This is a genomic window from Haloarcula onubensis (genome assembly GCF_031624605.1).
Taxonomy (GTDB): Archaea; Halobacteriota; Halobacteria; order Halobacteriales; family Haloarculaceae; genus Haloarcula; species Haloarcula onubensis.
In genome coordinates this window covers 142798-159059 of record NZ_JAMQOS010000001.1, presented here as the reverse complement: position 1 = coordinate 159059, position 16262 = coordinate 142798, and the positions used below count along the sequence as shown (strand labels likewise).

Here is a 16262-nt window from a genome sequence, read left to right as displayed (position 1 = left end):
TCACCGCGCGAGTCGGCCGTTGATTATCCGGTCGATGATACGCTCCCGCGCGGGGGCGCGCTCGCGGTCGTCGTCCTCCTCGGGGAAGTCGTGTGTGGGCATTCGTGACCTCCGGGCCCGCTAGTGGGTAGCCACGGAAAAATTGTTAGCCTGAATGAACGTCCGGGCGGGCAGTGTCGGTCACTGGAGGTCGCCGACGGCGTCGTCGGACGGCGACGGGCGGGCGGCGAGTTCCGCGTAGACGGCGCCCATCGAGAACCCGTAGACCAGATGCGCCACGAGCGTGGTCGCGAGATAGACCAGCAGAACGACCCCATCGAGGGCGCCCCGGCCGATGATGGCGAAGCCGAGCCAGAGGACGGTGCCAAGCAGCGTCCCGGCGACTGCGGGGTCGAGCGTGAGGGGGACGTACCGTTCGAGACTGCAAAAGAGCAGCGGCCAGCCGAACGTGCCGACGAAGACGTAGATGGCAAAGCCGAGCACCGGGTCGCCCGGGACGCGGACGAACCGAGCGATGGCGTCGAAGACGCCGAGCCCGTACCGGACCTCGACCTCCAGAATCGTCAGGACGACCGACATCGCCGCCGTCCCGACGAAGCCGCCGACGATAGCGCTGAACGGTCTGTTCATCGTCCGACATTTCGTCGATAGCGCGGAAAAATCTATGGCCGGACTGAGAAGGCAGACAGTCACGGCTTTGTATCACCCCCGAATACCACCGGGTATGTCTGAACTCGGCAAGGTCGACCGCGACTTCTTCGACGAGTACATCTACCCGAACCTGGGCGCCGACCGCGAGGACGTGACCCTCGGCCCACAACACGGCGTCGACTTTGGCGTACTGGACGTGGGCGAGCGGGCCGTGGCGATGGCCAGCGACCCCGTCTTCGTGATGCCGTCGCTGGGCTTCGAGCGGGCCGCCTGGTTCGCGTTCCACATCCTCATGAGCGACGTGGCGGTGTCCGGACTCGCGCCGACGCATCTGTCCATCGACTTCAACCTCCCGCCCGAGATAACGAACGAGGAGTTCCGGACCGTCTGGGAGACGTTCGACGAAGAGGCCCGCGACCTGGGCGTGTCGGTCGTCACGGGCCATACCGGCCGGTACGCCGGCTGTAACTACCCGATGGTCGGCGGCGCGACGGCCGTCTCCGTGGGCGACTTTGCCGACCTCGTACGGCCCGACGGCGCCAGTGTCGGCGACCGTATCGTCGTCACGAAGGGGCCGGCTATCGAGGCGACGGGACTGCTTTCCATCCAGTTCGAGTCGCTCATGGCCGACGAACTCGACGCGGCGACAGTCGGCGACGCGACCGACCGGTTCTACGACATGAGCCCCGTCAGGGACGCCCTGACGGCGGCCGCCGCGGGGCCGGTCACCGCGATGCACGACGCCACCGAGTGCGGTATCTACGGCGGGCTCTACGAGATGGCCCGCGCCGCTGGCGTCGGCGTCGAACTGGAGACCGACCGCGTCCCGGTCCAGCCCGGCGTCCGCGAGGCCTGTGAGTTCTTCAGCATCGACCCGTGGATATCCATCAGCGAGGGGACCCTGCTGGCGGCGGTCGAGCCAGGCGGCGTCGACGACGTGCTCGCCGCGCTCGAAGCGGAGGGGATTCCGGCGGCCGACGCCGGCGAGGTCGTCGAGGGCTCGGGACTGGTGGTCGACGGCGAGCCGACTGACCACCCCGGTGTGGACCCCTTCTGGGGAACCTTCGAGGAGTACCTCGCCAAGCTGGAGTGAGACCCGCGGGCGCGACCGGCACTGTTCGTGGTCGAACGGGCACGCGGGCGCGACCTGAACTGTTCGGAGGAAGAACTAGGCGCTTGTCCGCTTTGAGGCCGGACCTACCTCGACGGCGTAGTCGGACTGGAGCCACGCGTCGGGGTTGTCCGTGTCGTAGACGACGACGTCCCCGTCGCCCGTCGTGAAAGCGCCGTACCGCTCGTCTGCGTTACTGGTGTTACTGGGGGCCGATGCCATTGTGCAGGTGTGGTTGGGTGGCTCTACCGTAAAAGCGTTTCCCGACCCTCGTATGAAGTATTATTAGCATATAAGGACGGTGCGCATATTGCCGGTTCGTGGCCGGTTGTCACGAGCTACGATGCGCGATTGTTGTGGAGTACGTCTCCGTTACCGAGAGCGTCGGGCAGTCGGCACCCCTTTGGGGCCGCCGACCGATTCCTCGGCTATGCAACGACGGGAGTCGCCGGTGCGGCCGCCGGTCGTGCTCACCATCGCGGGGAGCGACTCGGGCGGCGGAGCCGGCATCCAGGCCGACATAAAGACCATCGAGGCGGGCGGTGGCTTCGGCACCAGCGCCGTCACGAGCGTCACCGCACAGAACACCACGGGGGTACAGGGGAGCCACCGCCTGCCGACCGACGACATCGCGGCCCAGATACGCGCCGTGTGCGAGGACTTCGACGTCGCCGCGGTCAAGACCGGGATGCTCGCCGCCCGCGACGTCGTCGACCTGGTCGCAGAGCGGGCCGAGGGCCTGCCGAACCTCGTCGTCGACCCGGTGATGGTCGCCACCTCCGGCGACCGCCTGCTCGCTCCGGAAGCCGAGGACGCCTACGAGGACCTCATCGCCGAGGCGGCGCTGGTCACGCCCAACGCCGACGAGGCCGAAGTGCTCACCGGCCGGGACATCGACGATCCCGACGACGCGGCCGCGGCGGGTCGGGACATCGTCGAGATGGGCGCCGACGCCGCCCTCGTCAAGGGCGGCCACGTCGCCGGCGACGACGTGGTCGACGTGCTCGTCACCGACGAGACGGTGACGACGTATCGCCACGACCGGGTCGACACCGGCGCCACCCACGGTTCGGGCTGTACGCTCTCGGCCGCAATCGCGACCCGCCTGGCCCACGGCGACGCCCTCGCCGGGGCGGTCGCGAGCGGCATCGACCTGCTCGCCCGCGCGGTGCGGTACAACCTCGACGTGGGCGAGGGGCCGGGCGCGGTGCATCACACGGTCGAACTCCGCGACACCGCGGCCCGCGAGGCGACGAGCGAGGCCGTCGAGAGCGTCGTCGCGGCCCTGACCGAGACCAACCTGGCCGCGCTGGTGCCCGAGTCGGGAATGGCCGTCGCGGGCGCGACCCCCTACGCGGAACGGCCCGACGAGGTCGCCGCGGTCGACGGGCGCATCACGCTGACGATGGCCGGCCCGCGGCCCGCCCACGGCGTGCGCTTCGGCGCCGAACCCGACCTGGCCCGGTTCCTGCTGGCGGTGCGGGAACACGAGCCCTCGCGCCGCTTTGCGGTCACGTGCCGGCTCCCCGACGACGTCGAGGCCGCACTCGAATCGCTCGACGGCCCCGTCACGTCGGTGGCCGACGGCGAGCGCGAGGCGGACGCCACGCCCGAGGCCCTGGTCGAGCGCGCAGTCGCCGAGGGTGACGACGCGCCGGTCGCAATCGTCGACCCCGGTGCGGTCGGCGTTGAGGGCGCTGTCGTCGTGCTCGCCGACGGCGCGGCCACGGCCGTCGAACGGGTCGAAGCAGTGCTTGACGCGGTCAGTTAATCTGACTCGCCGCCGCCCTCGATGGCCGCCCGTCGGGCGATAGCCGCGTCGAAGAAGCTCTCCGGGAGCGCCTCGAAGTCGCCGGCCTGGACCCGCCAGAGGTTCGCGTAGAGGCCGTCCTCGGCCAGGAGGTCCTCGTGCGTGCCCCGTTCGACGACGCGGCCCCCTTCGAGGACGAGGATGGTGTCGGCGTCCCTGACGGTGGAGAGGCGGTGGGCGATGGCGACGGTCGTCCGGTCGCTGGCCATCTCGCGGAGGCTGCGCTGGATGATGGCCTCGGTCTCGGTGTCGACGTGGCTGGTCGCCTCGTCGAGCACCAGCACGTCCGGCTCCTTGAGGAAGGTCCGGGCGAGCGCGACGCGCTGGCGCTGGCCGCCCGAGAGTTTGACGCCGCGCTCGCCGACCATCGTGTCGTAGCCGTCGGGCAGGTTTGTGATGAACTCGTGGGCGGCCGCGCGGCGGGCGGCGGCCTCGATAGCGTCGTCGTCGGCGTCGAAGGTGCCGTAGGCGATGTTCTCGCGGACGGTGCCGTAGAAGAGAAAGGGCTCCTGGGCGACGTAGCCGACGGCGTCGCGGAGGTCCGCGAGCGAAACCTCGCGCACGTCGTGGCCGTCGACGCGCACGGCGCCGCCATCGGGGTCGTAGAGCCGGACGAGCAGTTTCACGAGCGTGGACTTGCCGCTGCCGGTCGGGCCGACGATACCGACGGTGTCGCCCGGCGCTGCGTCGAAGGAGACGCCCCGGAGCACCGGCGTGTCGTCGCCGTCGGGGTCGTAACTGAACGTCACGTCGTCGTACTCGACGCGGCCCGCGACCGACAGGAGCGAGACGGGGTCGTTCGCCTCGGCGACCGACGGCTCGGCCTCCAAGACGGCGTAGACGCGGTCCGTCGAGGCGCGGGCGCGCTGGTAGTTGTTCACTATCTGGCCGAACTGTGCCAGCGGCCAGACGAACTGCTGGGTGTAGAGCATGAACGTGACGAAGGCGCCCGCGGAGACGGCCCCGGAGAAGGGCGTCGGCGGACCGTTCAACACCCAGAACGCGCCGACGGCGAACGTGAGCGCGAAGCTCAGCCCGGAGACCAGCGAGAGCCCGGGGAAGAAGGCGATGCGCGTGCGGATGGCGTCCCAGTTGGTGTCGTAGTAGGCCCGCGAGGCCTCCCGCACCCGGTCGGTCTCGTAGGCCTCGGCGCCCTCGGTCTTGATGACCTCGATGCCGCCGACGTTGTTCTCCAGGCGGGCGTTCAGGTCGCCGACGCTCGCCCGCATCGCGGCGTACTTGGGCTGAATCGCCCGGACGAACAGGCCGGTGAAGACGACGAGGACGGGCACCGCGGTCAGCGAGACCAGCGCGAGCCAGGGGTTCAGGGCGAACATTACGAGCCCGACGCCGACTACCAGCGCGACGATGCGCAGGCCGGAGTTGACGCCGTCGGTCAGAAACGACTCCAGCTGGTTCACGTCGTTGTTCAGCACGGAGAGCAGTTCGCCGGTCCGCGACGCGTCGAAGAAGGCCCTATCCTGAGCCTGCAGGTGGTCGTAGGCGTCGGTCCGCAAATCGTGCTGGATGGTCTGGGCGAAGCGGTTCCAGCCGTAGCTCCCGAGATACGAGGCGACGGCGCCAAGCAGCGTCGCGCCGACCAGGATGCCGACGGTGAGCCACAGTTGGCCGGCGGCCGCCGCGGGCACCCACGCGTCGGGCACGAGCGGGAGGGAGAACGGCCGCGTCCCGAGCAGGACGGCGTCGATAGCCAGCCCCAGCAACAGCGCGGGAACGAGCCCACTGGCGCGGGCGACCAGTGCCATCGCGGTGCCGAGGACGGCGTGACCGGCGTTCTCTCGGCCGTAGGCGGCGTACAGCCGCCACATCGACCCGCCCTCACTCGGCGTGAGCCCCCTCGGTTCCGCGTCGGTCATCGGGCGCCACCGGGCGCCCCGTCCGGTCGACACCTCGGCGTCCCCTCACGTCGTCGCGCACCCCCGGCGCGGGTCGGGCTCGGGCCGACCGGACGCCGCCGGGTCGCGGTAATCCGTTGCATGCGGCTGGTAAGGGGTCAGAACGAAAGACGGTGCCGGTGCCGAGAGCGCGGCGTGGTGGTGGTTGCTATCGAGTCACTCGGCGGGCGCACTCGCCGGCTCAGTCGCTGCGGTACTCCTTTCGGAACCCGCGGAACTCCGTCCGGTGTGCCTCCTCGTCGGCGAGGATGGTCACGGCGATGTCCTCGGTGACGGGGTCGTCGTTCTCCTCGGCGGCGTTGACCAGGTCCCGGTACGTCGCGATGGCGTCCTCCTCCGCGTCGAGGACACCCTCGATGACGCCGATGACGTCCGTCGAGTCCTCCGGGGGCTGGAGCGTGTCCTGGCGGGCGACGAACTCCCCCGACCCGGGCGGCTGGGCGTCGAGTTGCTTCAGGCGCTGGCCCAGCATCTCCGCGTGGCCCAGTTCCTCCTGGATGTCCGTCTGGAGGCTCTCCTTTATCTCCTCGGCGCGGACGCCGTCTAAGACGATGGCGTTCGTCTGGTAGTTCATCACGGTCTCTATCTCGTCGCTGTACGCCTTCCGCAGCAGTTCGATGACGCGGTCACTCGCCATACGACCTGTTTGTTCGCTCACACGTAAACATGCACGGGTATCGACAGTTCGGTAAGGCGGTCGTACCCTGGGCTGACCGCCGACGGTGGACCAGGAATGTCAGGTAGGCACCACTATCCGAAAGGGTAATGCGAGCCATCACCCTGGCTCCGGTATCACCTCCGACCCGTGGCCCGAGCAGGCGGCGGCCGACCCCCGACTCGACGAGTCGACCGTCGAGCGCGTCGGCGGGGTCGTCCTCGTCGGCGTCCTCCACGACCACCCGGCGAGCGTCTACCGCGCGCGAACGGTGGCCGAGGCGGTCGCGCCGGACGTCCTCGCGCTCGAACTGCCGCCGCTTGCGGTACCACTGGCCACCTACCACGCCGCCGACGAGCGCTCGCCGCCGGCGCTGGGCGGGGAGATGAGCGCCGCCGTCCAGGCCGCCGACACGGACCGCGTCGTCGGTATCGACGGTCCCTCGGTGGGCTTCCTGCGCTATCTCGTCGCCGAACTGTGCGCCGAGCGGGCCACCCCGGCCACTGTCCGGCGGACGGGCGCGGGGCTCCGGTCGGTCACGTCGCGGGCGCTCACCCGGCGGCTCACGGCCGCCGTCGCGGCGCTGACGGCGGTCCAGGTCGCCGTCGACCCGCCCACCACCTACGACACCGGGCGGGCGGACGACCCGGAGACGCAGGCCGCCGAGGAACGCCGACGGGTCGCCACCGCCCGGTCGATGCTGCGGGCGTTCGCTCCGCCGCCCGCGGCCGCCGTCCGCCGGGCCGCCCGCGAGCGCTACATGGCCGACCGACTGGCGGGGCTGCCCGGCGACGTGGTCGCCGTCGTCGGACTGGCCCACCTGTCGGCCGTCGCCGGCCACCTCCGCGACGCCGCGTGACCGGCGCGTGGCGGTCGTGCGCGACTCGCACACGACCGACGCCCGTTCTTGCCCGTCGACAGGGTACAGGGATATATGAGCGAGCAAGCGACGAGCGAGCGGCTAACGGTCTACTCGGACTACGTCTGTCCGTTCTGCTATCTCGGCCGGGCGTCCCTGGAGCAGTACCAGGCGACCCGCGAGACACCCCTCGAAATCGACTGGCACCCCTTCGACCTCCGGAGCGGGCAGCGCCGCGACGACGGCAGTATCGACCACAGCGTCGACACGGGGAAAGACGAGGAGTACTTCGAGGAGGCCAAACAGGGGGTCCGTCGGCTTCAGGAGAAGTACGATGTCGAGATGGACCTCGACATCGCGACTGACGTCGACTCCCTGCCCGCGCAGGTCGTCTCCTACGCGCTCGAAGAGCGCGAGGAGTACGAGACGTGGCTGGCCTTCGACGAGGCCGTCCTCGACGCGCTCTGGCAGGACGGGCGCGACATCGGGGACGCCGACGTGCTGGCCGACGTCGCCGAGTCGGTCGGTATCGACGCCGACCGCGTCCACGAACTGCTCGCCGACGAGGCGCGCCACGCGGCGGTCCACGAGCAGTTCCGCCGGGCCCAGCAACGGGGGGTTACCGGGGTGCCGACGTTCGCCTACGACGGCCACGCCGCTCGCGGCGCTGTGGGGCCCGAGCAACTGGCACGACTGGTCGAGGGCGTCTGAAAACCGGGAGTCGTTACTGGCCGCGACGGCCGGTTCGCGCGTCGACTCGCATCTCCACGTACCGGCGCGCCCACGTGTCGGCGTGGCGCCGGAGCGTGTCCGTCAGGGTCGCGACGATGCCGTCCGTCGGGGCCGGGTCGACCGCGTCTGTCTCGTCGTGGGACTGCTCCGCCTCGACTGGCCCTTCGGGAAAACTCATTACGGTAATCACTTCCATACCCGTGCCAATAAACATTAGGGATTTATCACCGCGCACGCGCGTCGTGTACGAAACTGCCGATTCTGACCCTCAGCGACCCGGATTTTACACGAATCATCCACACAGATGACGGAGAGAACAACCGTTTTATAGCACAGTTCCCAACACAGGAGTCACCGTTCATGACCACGTCGTCATCGACAGACAGCATCCAGAAGACCTTTCTCAAGTACCAGCACGTGTTCGTGTTCCTCGCGCCGCTGCTGTTCGTGGCGGCCGTGTACTTCGCGGCACCGACGCCGGCCGACACCGGCACCGGCTACTGGCTGGACTACTGGTGGCTCTTTCTGTTCTTCCTGCTGGGGGCGACCATCGTCAACACCGTGGGCATCAGCGGCTCCGCGCTGTTTGTCCCCTTCCTCATCTTCGTCTTCCCGCTGCTTGCCGGCGAGACGCTCAGCCCGGAGACGCTCGTGAAGATCGGCCTCATCAGCGAGTCGTTCGGGCTCTCCAGTTCCGCGCTGGCGTTCGTCCAGTACGGACTCGTCGACCGCAAACTCGCGCTCAGCCTGGTGCTTGGCGCGATTCCGTTCGTCGTCGCCGGCGCCCTGCTGTCCTTTATCATCCCCGCGCCGGTGTTCCACGCGCTGCTGGGCGTGGCGCTCATCGCCGCCTCCGTCCTGCTGTTCAGGGCCGACCTGGGCCACGAGGAGCCAAGCACCAGCGGTGACGACGCCGACGTGTCGGCCGACGGCGGTGAGCAGACCGATGGTCTGCGAGCCTCGTCGGACCCACAGTCCGACGGCGGCCCCGACCTGCCCGACGACGAGGACAAACTCGGCCCCGCGGGCGTCGAGACGGCCGCGGACGGGACGGTCACCCGTGTCGACCGCGACGGAAACGACTACAGCTACTCGCGGGGCGGCTGGCTCGAACGCTTTGGCAACTACAGCGTCGGCGGCGTCTTCCAGGGGCTGGCCGGCTTCGGCGTCGGCGAGCTCGGCATCATCTCGATGCTGCGGACGAACGTCCCCGTCCGCATCGCCATCGGGACCAACCACATCGTCGTCGCGCTGACGGCGGTACTGGCGTCGCTGGTCCACGTCTTCGGCGGTCAGTTCGTCCCCGGCGCACACAACATCAGCCTCGCCTCGACGCCGTGGAACATGGTCGTCTGGACGGTGCCCGCGACGGTCACGGGGGGCCAGATTGCCCCCTACGTCTCGGCGGCCATCGACACGGCACTCATCAAGAAGGGCGTCGGCGTCATCTTCGCCGTCATCGCCGTCGCGCTGTTCCTGATGGCCTCCGGTGCTTTCTAGTCCGTTCGCGTTCTCCTTTCTCGCATGTACGACGATATCCTGCTCCCGACCGACGGCAGCGACGGTATCGAGACGGCCGCGACACACGCGCAAGCGCTCGCAGAGCGGTTCGACGCCACCGTCCACGTGCTCTCGGTGGTCGACACGCGCAACCGCTTCGAGAGCCCGACCAGCGGCCTCTCCGCCGAGGCCTGGAAAGAAGCCGAGCGCGAGCGCGCGGACCACGCCGTCGAGACGACGGTCGCGTCGCTGTCGTCGGACCTGCCCGTCGAGACGGCCGTCGTCGAGGGCATCCCGAAGACGGCCATCCTCGACTACATCGACGAGTCGGGCACGGACATGGTCGTGATGGGCACGCACGGCCGGACGGGGCTCGACCACTACCTCATCGGCAGCGTCGCGGAGAAGGTCGTCCGCCGGTCGCCGGTGCCGGTCGTCACCGTCCGGCTGACCGAGGACTAGACCGGCGTCGAGGGCGTCTGAGCGGTCGGCGCCGACCCGCCGGCGTCGTCGTCGCGCAACTGCTCGAACGCCGCGGCGATGACCGCGAGCGAGAACAGCGAGATTGGCGACTGGACGAACGCGAGCGACAACTGGCCGGCCGCCGGGGGCAGGAGGAGCGCGGAGACGAAACCGCCGACGCCACCGAGGACGCCGGCGACGGCGACCACGATAACGAGGAGCACGAACAGCAGGAGCCAGTTGCCCTTGCTCAGCCGGTAGCTCGCCCGCAGCGCGTCGACGAAGTTCCGGTCCTCGACGGCGATGTACGGCAGCACGAACAGGAAGGCGACGTAGGCGACGAGGCCGGGAATCACCAGCGCTATCGTCCCCAGTGTGACCAGCAGACCGTAGACCAGTCCGCCGACCACGACGTTCACCATGGCGAGCGGGACGTTCCGGGTGAACGCGCCGGCCGGGAACTGCGCCCCGTCGCCCGTGACGAACGTCCGGGTGGCGACGAGCGAGAGGTACGTGCCGGCGAGCGCGCCGACCAGGTAGCCGACGGCGGCCACCGACAGCGACACGTCGAGCACCAGGGGAATCGCCTCGGTGACCTCGGTCAGCCCGGCCGTCTCGTAGATGCGGACCAGCATCGTGTTACTCAGCGGCAGGAGCGCAGCCATCAGGGCGAGATAGGCCACGAGCAGTACCGCGCCGGTACGGCTAAACAGCTTCTCCCCGCCCGAGCGGAGGACGGGACCAATCTGGAGGGACATCGACCGTTACCTACGACGAACCGGACAAAAAGGATTTTCCACCCGTGAGACGCGGTTTCACGGGGCATATCAGGCGTCGGCGACGAACGCTTCCAGCTCCGCCGTCGGGACGAAGCCGTCGGCCCGACGGGCGACCAACTCGCCGTCGACGAACAGCAGGAACGTGGGGACGCTGCGGACGGCGAAGTCGGCCACCGCGTCGAGGTCTTCGCGGGGGTTGAACTCGACGACGGTCGCCTGGGTCGCCCGGGCGACGCCGTCGAGAATCGGTTCCATCGACCGGCAGATGGCACAGCCGGCGGTTCGGACCATCACCAGCACCCGCTCGCGGTCGGCGAGCAGGGCGTCCAGTTCCTCGCGCGTACGGACGGTCTCGACCGGGCTCATACCGGCCCTCGGGCGCCGACGGGCAAACCGCTGTCGTCCACGGCCGGGTGGCGGGTCGCCGGACGCCCCGGTGGCGAGCGACGACACCTCGTGTCCACTGCTCGCGGCGCTGGCCGGCTCCCGGGAGTTCGCGGAGGCGTCGGAACTGTCATGACGCCGGGGGACCGTCGCTACCGTACGGATGGACCGCGTCGGAGAGACGGAATCGGAGGGGGCGTTCGAGTCGCTTCGCACGCCGGCGACGGCGGCGGACCTGCTACTGGTGGCGGCTGTCCCGGCGGTCCTGCTGGCGGTGGCGACGCTGCCCCAGTCGGTTCGCCAGTCGCTCGTGTTCGAGTACGGCGACCCGACGCTTCGCACCGCGGTGCTGTCGTCGTTCGTCCACGTCGGACCCCGGCATCTGGCGGTGAACCTGGTGGGCTACGCACTCGTGGTCCCCGTCGCGTACCTGCTGAGCGCGGTCAACGGGGAGCGATGGCGGTTCCGCGTCGCGTTCGTCTCCCTGCTGCTGGTCTGTCCGGTCGTGTTACCGTATCTGAACCTGGCCATCGTCCGCAGCAGCGCCAGCGCCGGCTTCTCGGGCGTCCTGCTGGCGCTGTACGGCTATCTGCCGCTGGCACTGGCGACGCACGCCGAGGGGCAGTTCGGTATCGGGAACCGTCGGACGACCGCGCCGCTGCTCTTTTTCACCGGGCTGGCGCTGATAGCGCTGCTGACGCTGGGGGCGGTGCTTTCCTACGGCGTGACAGTGCCGTACCGGGGGCGGACGGTCGCGGTGGGCCACGTCCTGACGGCGACGCTGGTCGGGCTGCTGGTCGTCCTCGCGCTCGTGGTGGTGCTGTACGGACTGTCACTGGCCGAGGCGGGGACGAACTGGCGCGAGCGCCTCCGGGCGGCCGCGACCGAGGCCGGGCACTTCGAACTGGCCGTCGTCGGGACCGGGCTCTTCGTGGCGCTCCCGTTCGCGACCTTTCCCGTCGACCCCGTGGTCGGCGGACGGGTGTTGAACCTCTACGCCCACCTGCTGGGTTACGCGCTCGGGTTCATCGCGACGTACGTGCTGGTCGTCCTGGAGTCGGCGCGGTTCGGGCCCTCGTAGCCCGCGGAGTCGTCTGCCCCCGACAGTCGAGCACGTCGAGGCCGGTGACCGGGGGCGGCGGTCGAACGCGGGCGACCGTGGGGTATTTTGCCGGCGACCCCGCCAGGTCGGGTATGGACGCGGCGCTCGGGCCACCGGCGAAGATGGCCGGGCTGGACGACGAGCTGACGCCGATGATGGCCCAGTACTTCGAACTGTGTGAGCGCTACGACGAGGCGCTCGTACTCTTTCAGGTCGGGGACTTCTACGAGGCCTTCTGTGACGCGGCGGAGCGAGTCGCCCGGCTCTGTGAGATTACGCTGACCCAGCGGACCGACTCGACGGGGGAGTACGCGATGGCGGGTATCCCAATCGACAACGCCGAGTCGTACGTCGAGACGCTGCTGGACGCGGGCTACCGGGTCGCTATCGCCGACCAGGTCGAGGACCCCGACGAGGTAAGCGGCGTCGTCGAGCGGGCCGTGACGCGGGTCGTGACGCCGGGGACGCTGACGGAGGCCGAACTGCTGGACGGGGCCGACAGCAACTACGTCGCGGCGCTGGCCGACGGGGGGGAGTACGGCCTCGCGCTCGTCGACATCTCGACCGGGGCGTGTTACGCTACGAGCGTGGACTCCGAGACGGCCGTCGCCGACGAGTTGCGCCGGTTCGACCCCGCGGAGGCAATCGTCGGGCCGGACGTAGACGTAGACGAGGCGTCGGTGTTCGGGGGGGCGTGTCTGGTCACCGAGTACGACGCCGACGCCTTCGACCGCGAGCGGGCCGAGAGCCGCATCGAGCGGTACTTCGGCCCGCCAGAGCGGCTGCTGGCGGGCGACGCCGAGGTTCGGGCCACGGGCGCGCTGCTTTCCTACGCCGAGTACACGCGCGGGAAGTCCGGGGCGGTCGGCCCGGACGGCGAGCCGGTCGACCCCGACGTGGACCCGGAGGGGACGCTGGACTACCTGAACCACCTGACGCGGTACGACCCCCGCGAGTACATGCTGCTGGACGCCGTCGCCGTCGAGAGCCTGGAGCTGTTCGACCGGCGCTCGGTGCGGGGCCACGGGAACCTGACGCTCGTGGACACGCTCGACGAGACGGCCTGCGCGCTGGGCCGGCGCAAGCTCACTGACTGGCTGTGTCGCCCGCTGCTGGATACGGACCGCATCGAAGCGCGCCACGAGGCCGTCGGCGAACTGAAGCGGCGTCCGGGGACCCGGGAGCGACTCGGCGACCTGCTCTCGCAGGTGTACGACATCGAGCGGCTCGTCTCGCGGGTCTCGCGGGGTCGGGCCAACGCCCGTGACCTGCGGTCGCTCGCGGCGACGCTCGCCGTGGTGCCCGATATCCGCGAGGCGCTGGCCGGCGCGGAGTCGCGGCTGCTCGCAGACCTGCACGCGACGCTCGACCCGCTGACCGAGACCCGCGAGGAGGTCGAGGCGGCGATTCGACCCGACCCACCACAGCAGGTCACCGAGGGCGGCGTGATTCGAGAAGGCTACGACGAGGAACTGGACGACCTGCGCTCGACGGAGCGGTCGGGCAAGCAGTGGATAGACGACCTCGAAGCGAGCGAGCGCGAGCGCACCGGCATCGACTCGCTGAAGGTCGGCCACACCGCTGTCCACGGTTACTACATCGAGGTGACCAACGCCAACCTCGATTCGGTGCCAGAGGACTACCAGCGCCGCCAGACGCTCAAGAACAGCGAGCGCTACTACACCCCCGAACTGAAAGGGCGCGAAGAGGAGATACTCAGAGCCGAGGCGGCGGCCGACGACCTGGAGTACGACCTGTTCTGTCGGGTCCGTGACGCCGTCGCCGAGGAGGCAAAGCGCGTGCAGGCACTGGCCGAGAAGCTCGCGCGACTGGACGCGCTGGTCGCCTTCGGCGAGGTCGCCGCGACGCGGGGCTACTGCCGGCCGAGCGTCGGCGCCGACCGCATCGACATCGAGGCCGGGCGCCACCCCGTCGTCGAGCGCACGGAGGAGTCGTTCGTCCCGAACGACACACGGCTTGGGGGAACGCCGCGGGAGAACGGCGAGACAGCTACGCCCCGCTTTGTCGTCCTGACCGGCCCGAACATGAGCGGGAAGTCCACCTACATGCGCCAGGTCGCGCTCTGTTGCGTGCTCGCCCAGACCGGCGCGTTCGTCCCGGCGGCGTCGGCCGACCTGCCGATACTCGACCGCGTGTTCACCCGCGTCGGCGCCAGCGACGACATCGCCGGCGGCCGCTCGACGTTCATGATAGAGATGACCGAGCTATCGACCATCCTGACGGAGGCGACCGAGGCGTCGCTGGTCCTGCTGGACGAGGTCGGGCGGGGAACCTCGACGGCGGACGGCCTGGCCATCGCCCGCGCGGTCACCGAGTACCTCCACGACGAGGTGGGCGCCTACACCCTCTTTGCGACCCACCACCACGACCTCACGGCGGCGGCCGACGACCTCGCTGGCGTGGCCAACCGCCACTTCGAGACCTCCCGGGAGGGCGGGTCGGTCGTCTTCGACCACGAACTGGCCGACGGACCGGCCGCCGCCTCGTACGGCGTCGAGGTGGCGTCGATGGCCGGCGTCCCCGACTCCGTCGTCGACCACGCCCGCGAGTTGCTGGCGGCGGACGGAGCGTCGGCGCCGACTGCGGGAAGCGACGGCGCGGACGGCCGGGACGGCACACCGGGCCGGAGCGCCGCTCCCGACGCAGGCTCGGGTGTCGACTGCAGGGCTGGCGCGGACGACGACATCGAGGCGCTGTTGCGTGAGGTCGACGTGGCGACGATGACACCGCTGGAGGCGCTCAACACGCTGGCCGACCTCGCCGACCGGGTCGAGTAGGGCTTACTAACGAGTGAGGGACCACAGTTTTTATACTAAAATGAATAGATGAAATATATGAATCGTAGCGGCGGCGATGCGGACGGGAGACCGCTCGTGACGACGACGCTGCGTGGTGAGTCGCCCACGCTGGCGGTCGTCCGGGCCATCGCGGCAGTAGAGAACGAGGAGCCGATGTCGCTCAGACCGCTGGGCGACGTCATCGATTCCGAGGCCCTCGACGCGGTCGTCGACGGCGAGGGGGCGACAGACGTCGAGTTCACCTACGCCGGCCACCGCGTGGTCGTCTGTGACGAGACGGTCGAGATTTACTGAGTCGGTTCGAGCGAGACGAACTCCAGACCTTTCTTGGCGAGCAACTGCCGCGCCCGGTCGGTCACCGACGGCGCGACCAGGATGCCCCGGACCTCCGTCCCCGCGTGGAGGTCACGCTCCAGGGCGTCGACGTACCGGTCGAGTTGCCCGACCGCGTCCGGTCCGACGCGGCGGCGTTTCAGTTCCACGACGACGGTCCGCCCGCGTTCGTCCTCGCCGTAGATGTCGACGGCGCCGGCGGGGGTCGCCCGCTCGGTCGCCAGCGGTGTGAAGCCGGGCTCGACGAGGGCCGGGTCGTCGAGGATACGCTCTTTGAGGTCCGCCTCGGTCCCGGTGACGGCCAGTTCCTCGGGGTCGCGCACGTCGAAGGCGGCCGCGTGGGCCACCGTCTCGAAGACGACGTCGAGGGTCTCCTCTGGATTGGTGCGCTCGGAGTGGACTTCGAGGGCGCCGTCGGTGACGGTAACCGAGTGGTCACAGCCCGGCGGCTGCCAGTTGACCGGCTGCTGGCCCTCGTCGGTGTGGACCAGCGCCGCCCCGTCGGGTTTCAGCGTGACGTGGCGGTCGCCGGGCCCGAGCGAACTCGCCGCGCGACCGTCGTACTCGACCGTACACCGGCCAAACAGCGTCACCATCGCGCCCCGGTCGATGGCGCGGGCGACGAGGTCCCTGGCGGTGGCGACCTCGGGGTACGAGAGCGTCTCGACGGCGCTGTCGGCGGTCACGTCCATCGGTTAGCCGTCGTCGCGTAAAAAGGACGCGTCGTCCGCGCGGTGGCAGGCGTCGGCCCGCCGTGCCAGTCCGAGCAGGAGCGCCGCCCGGGCGGCGTCGGGGGCCGTCCCGCGGGCGACCGCGTCGACGGCGCGGCTCTTCGCCTCGGTCCAGCGCTCGCGCAGTCGGTCGGGGTCGTCCGTCCGGGCCAGCACGACGTCGTCGGGGTCGGTCAGCGTCGGGTCGAGCCAGCAGACGCAGTACCAGCGCGGGCGCGCGGCGGCGACGAGCAGGCGGTCGTAGCCGGCGTCGAGTTCGGCACAGACGGCTGTGCCGGACCAGTCGCGCCCGAGGGGTCGTGACCCCGAAAACGGGTCGGTCGTCACCCCCCAGTGGGCGTACCGACAGTCGAAGCCGCCGTCGGGCCGCGGAACGACCACGAGCGTGCGCTGACCCATACGGCCGGGTGGTCACGCC

The 16262-nt window shown here is 69.8% G+C and carries 18 protein-coding genes; 9 read left to right on the top strand and 9 right to left on the bottom strand.

Features of this window, described 5'->3' with window-relative positions; genetic code table 11:
• Positions 1-180 precede the first annotated feature (180 nt).
• Entirely contained in the window at positions 181-630 is a 450-nt protein-coding gene (locus NDI86_RS00975) for a DUF6789 family protein (RefSeq protein ID WP_310898518.1), read from the bottom strand.
• 94 nt (positions 631-724) lie between these two features.
• Here NDI86_RS00975 and NDI86_RS00970 point away from each other — a divergent pair, with 94 nt between their 5' ends.
• Entirely contained in the window at positions 725-1744 is a 1020-nt protein-coding gene (locus NDI86_RS00970) for an AIR synthase family protein (protein WP_310898517.1), read from the top strand.
• 75 nt (positions 1745-1819) lie between these two features.
• On the opposite strand, the gene NDI86_RS00965 is transcribed toward NDI86_RS00970, so the two are convergent.
• Positions 1820-1984, bottom strand: coding sequence for a DUF7331 family protein (locus NDI86_RS00965; protein ID WP_310898516.1), 165 nt, complete (start codon positions 1982-1984; stop codon positions 1820-1822).
• 208 nt (positions 1985-2192) lie between these two features.
• On the opposite strand from NDI86_RS00965, the gene thiD reads away from it, so the two are divergent.
• Positions 2193-3533: a bifunctional hydroxymethylpyrimidine kinase/phosphomethylpyrimidine kinase gene (thiD, locus tag NDI86_RS00960; RefSeq protein ID WP_310898515.1), complete on the top strand. Its 1341-nt coding sequence runs from the start codon at positions 2193-2195 to the stop codon at positions 3531-3533.
• On the opposite strand, the gene NDI86_RS00955 is transcribed toward thiD, so the two are convergent.
• Positions 3530-5449, bottom strand: coding sequence for an ABC transporter ATP-binding protein (locus NDI86_RS00955; protein ID WP_310898514.1), 1920 nt, complete (start codon positions 5447-5449; stop codon positions 3530-3532). The two genes, thiD and NDI86_RS00955, sit on opposite strands and share 4 nt — an antisense overlap.
• A gap of 220 nt (positions 5450-5669) precedes the next feature.
• Positions 5670-6125: a DUF892 family protein gene (locus tag NDI86_RS00950; protein ID WP_310898513.1), complete on the bottom strand. Its 456-nt coding sequence runs from the start codon at positions 6123-6125 to the stop codon at positions 5670-5672.
• 85 nt (positions 6126-6210) lie between these two features.
• Between NDI86_RS00950 and NDI86_RS00945 the strand changes: the two genes are divergently transcribed.
• Together NDI86_RS00945 and NDI86_RS00940 are read left to right on the top strand one after the other, a co-directional pair.
• On the top strand, positions 6211-7002 hold the full coding sequence (locus NDI86_RS00945) for a hypothetical protein (RefSeq protein WP_310898512.1): 792 nt from the start codon (positions 6211-6213) through the stop codon (positions 7000-7002).
• A gap of 75 nt (positions 7003-7077) precedes the next feature.
• Positions 7078-7713: a DsbA family oxidoreductase gene (locus NDI86_RS00940; RefSeq protein WP_310898511.1), complete on the top strand. Its 636-nt coding sequence runs from the start codon at positions 7078-7080 to the stop codon at positions 7711-7713.
• A 13-nt stretch (positions 7714-7726) separates the two neighbouring features.
• Here NDI86_RS00940 and NDI86_RS00935 read toward each other — a convergent pair whose 3' ends face one another.
• The gene (locus NDI86_RS00935; protein WP_310898510.1) at positions 7727-7912 is read right to left on the bottom strand and encodes a hypothetical protein; all 186 of its coding nucleotides are present in this window, start codon (positions 7910-7912) and stop codon (positions 7727-7729) included.
• Between the two features lie 182 nt (positions 7913-8094).
• On the opposite strand from NDI86_RS00935, the gene NDI86_RS00930 reads away from it, so the two are divergent.
• Positions 8095-9234: a sulfite exporter TauE/SafE family protein gene (locus NDI86_RS00930; protein ID WP_310898509.1), complete on the top strand. Its 1140-nt coding sequence runs from the start codon at positions 8095-8097 to the stop codon at positions 9232-9234.
• A gap of 24 nt (positions 9235-9258) precedes the next feature.
• Positions 9259-9696, top strand: coding sequence for a universal stress protein (locus tag NDI86_RS00925; RefSeq protein ID WP_310898508.1), 438 nt, complete (start codon positions 9259-9261; stop codon positions 9694-9696).
• On the opposite strand, the gene NDI86_RS00920 is transcribed toward NDI86_RS00925, so the two are convergent.
• Both NDI86_RS00920 and NDI86_RS00915 read right to left on the bottom strand, forming a co-directional pair.
• Positions 9693-10454 (bottom strand): DUF7847 domain-containing protein, encoded by a 762-nt coding sequence (locus NDI86_RS00920; protein WP_310898507.1) that lies wholly within the window; start codon positions 10452-10454, stop codon positions 9693-9695. The two genes, NDI86_RS00925 and NDI86_RS00920, sit on opposite strands and share 4 nt — an antisense overlap.
• Before the next feature lie 69 nt (positions 10455-10523).
• Positions 10524-10841, bottom strand: coding sequence for a thioredoxin family protein (locus NDI86_RS00915; RefSeq protein ID WP_310898506.1), 318 nt, complete (start codon positions 10839-10841; stop codon positions 10524-10526).
• A gap of 181 nt (positions 10842-11022) precedes the next feature.
• Between NDI86_RS00915 and NDI86_RS00910 the strand changes: the two genes are divergently transcribed.
• From NDI86_RS00910 to NDI86_RS00900, 3 genes are all read left to right on the top strand, one after another.
• Positions 11023-11940, top strand: a complete 918-nt coding sequence (locus NDI86_RS00910) for a hypothetical protein (protein ID WP_310898505.1) — start codon at positions 11023-11025, stop codon at positions 11938-11940.
• Positions 11941-12053: 113 nt separating this feature from the next.
• Positions 12054-14759 carry a DNA mismatch repair protein MutS gene (gene mutS, locus NDI86_RS00905; RefSeq protein WP_310898504.1) on the top strand — a complete coding sequence of 902 codons (2706 nt, stop codon included), beginning with the start codon at positions 12054-12056 and terminating at the stop codon, positions 14757-14759.
• Between the two features lie 57 nt (positions 14760-14816).
• The gene (locus NDI86_RS00900; RefSeq protein ID WP_310898503.1) at positions 14817-15074 is read left to right on the top strand and encodes a HalOD1 output domain-containing protein; all 258 of its coding nucleotides are present in this window, start codon (positions 14817-14819) and stop codon (positions 15072-15074) included.
• On the opposite strand, the gene nucS is transcribed toward NDI86_RS00900, so the two are convergent.
• The gene (gene nucS, locus NDI86_RS00895; protein ID WP_310898502.1) at positions 15068-15805 is read right to left on the bottom strand and encodes an endonuclease NucS; all 738 of its coding nucleotides are present in this window, start codon (positions 15803-15805) and stop codon (positions 15068-15070) included. The genes NDI86_RS00900 and nucS overlap by 7 nt on opposite strands.
• 3 nt (positions 15806-15808) lie before the next feature.
• A complete protein-coding gene (locus NDI86_RS00890; RefSeq protein ID WP_310898501.1) occupies positions 15809-16243 on the bottom strand; it encodes a hypothetical protein in 435 nt (144 codons plus the stop codon).
• Positions 16244-16262 lie beyond the last annotated feature (19 nt).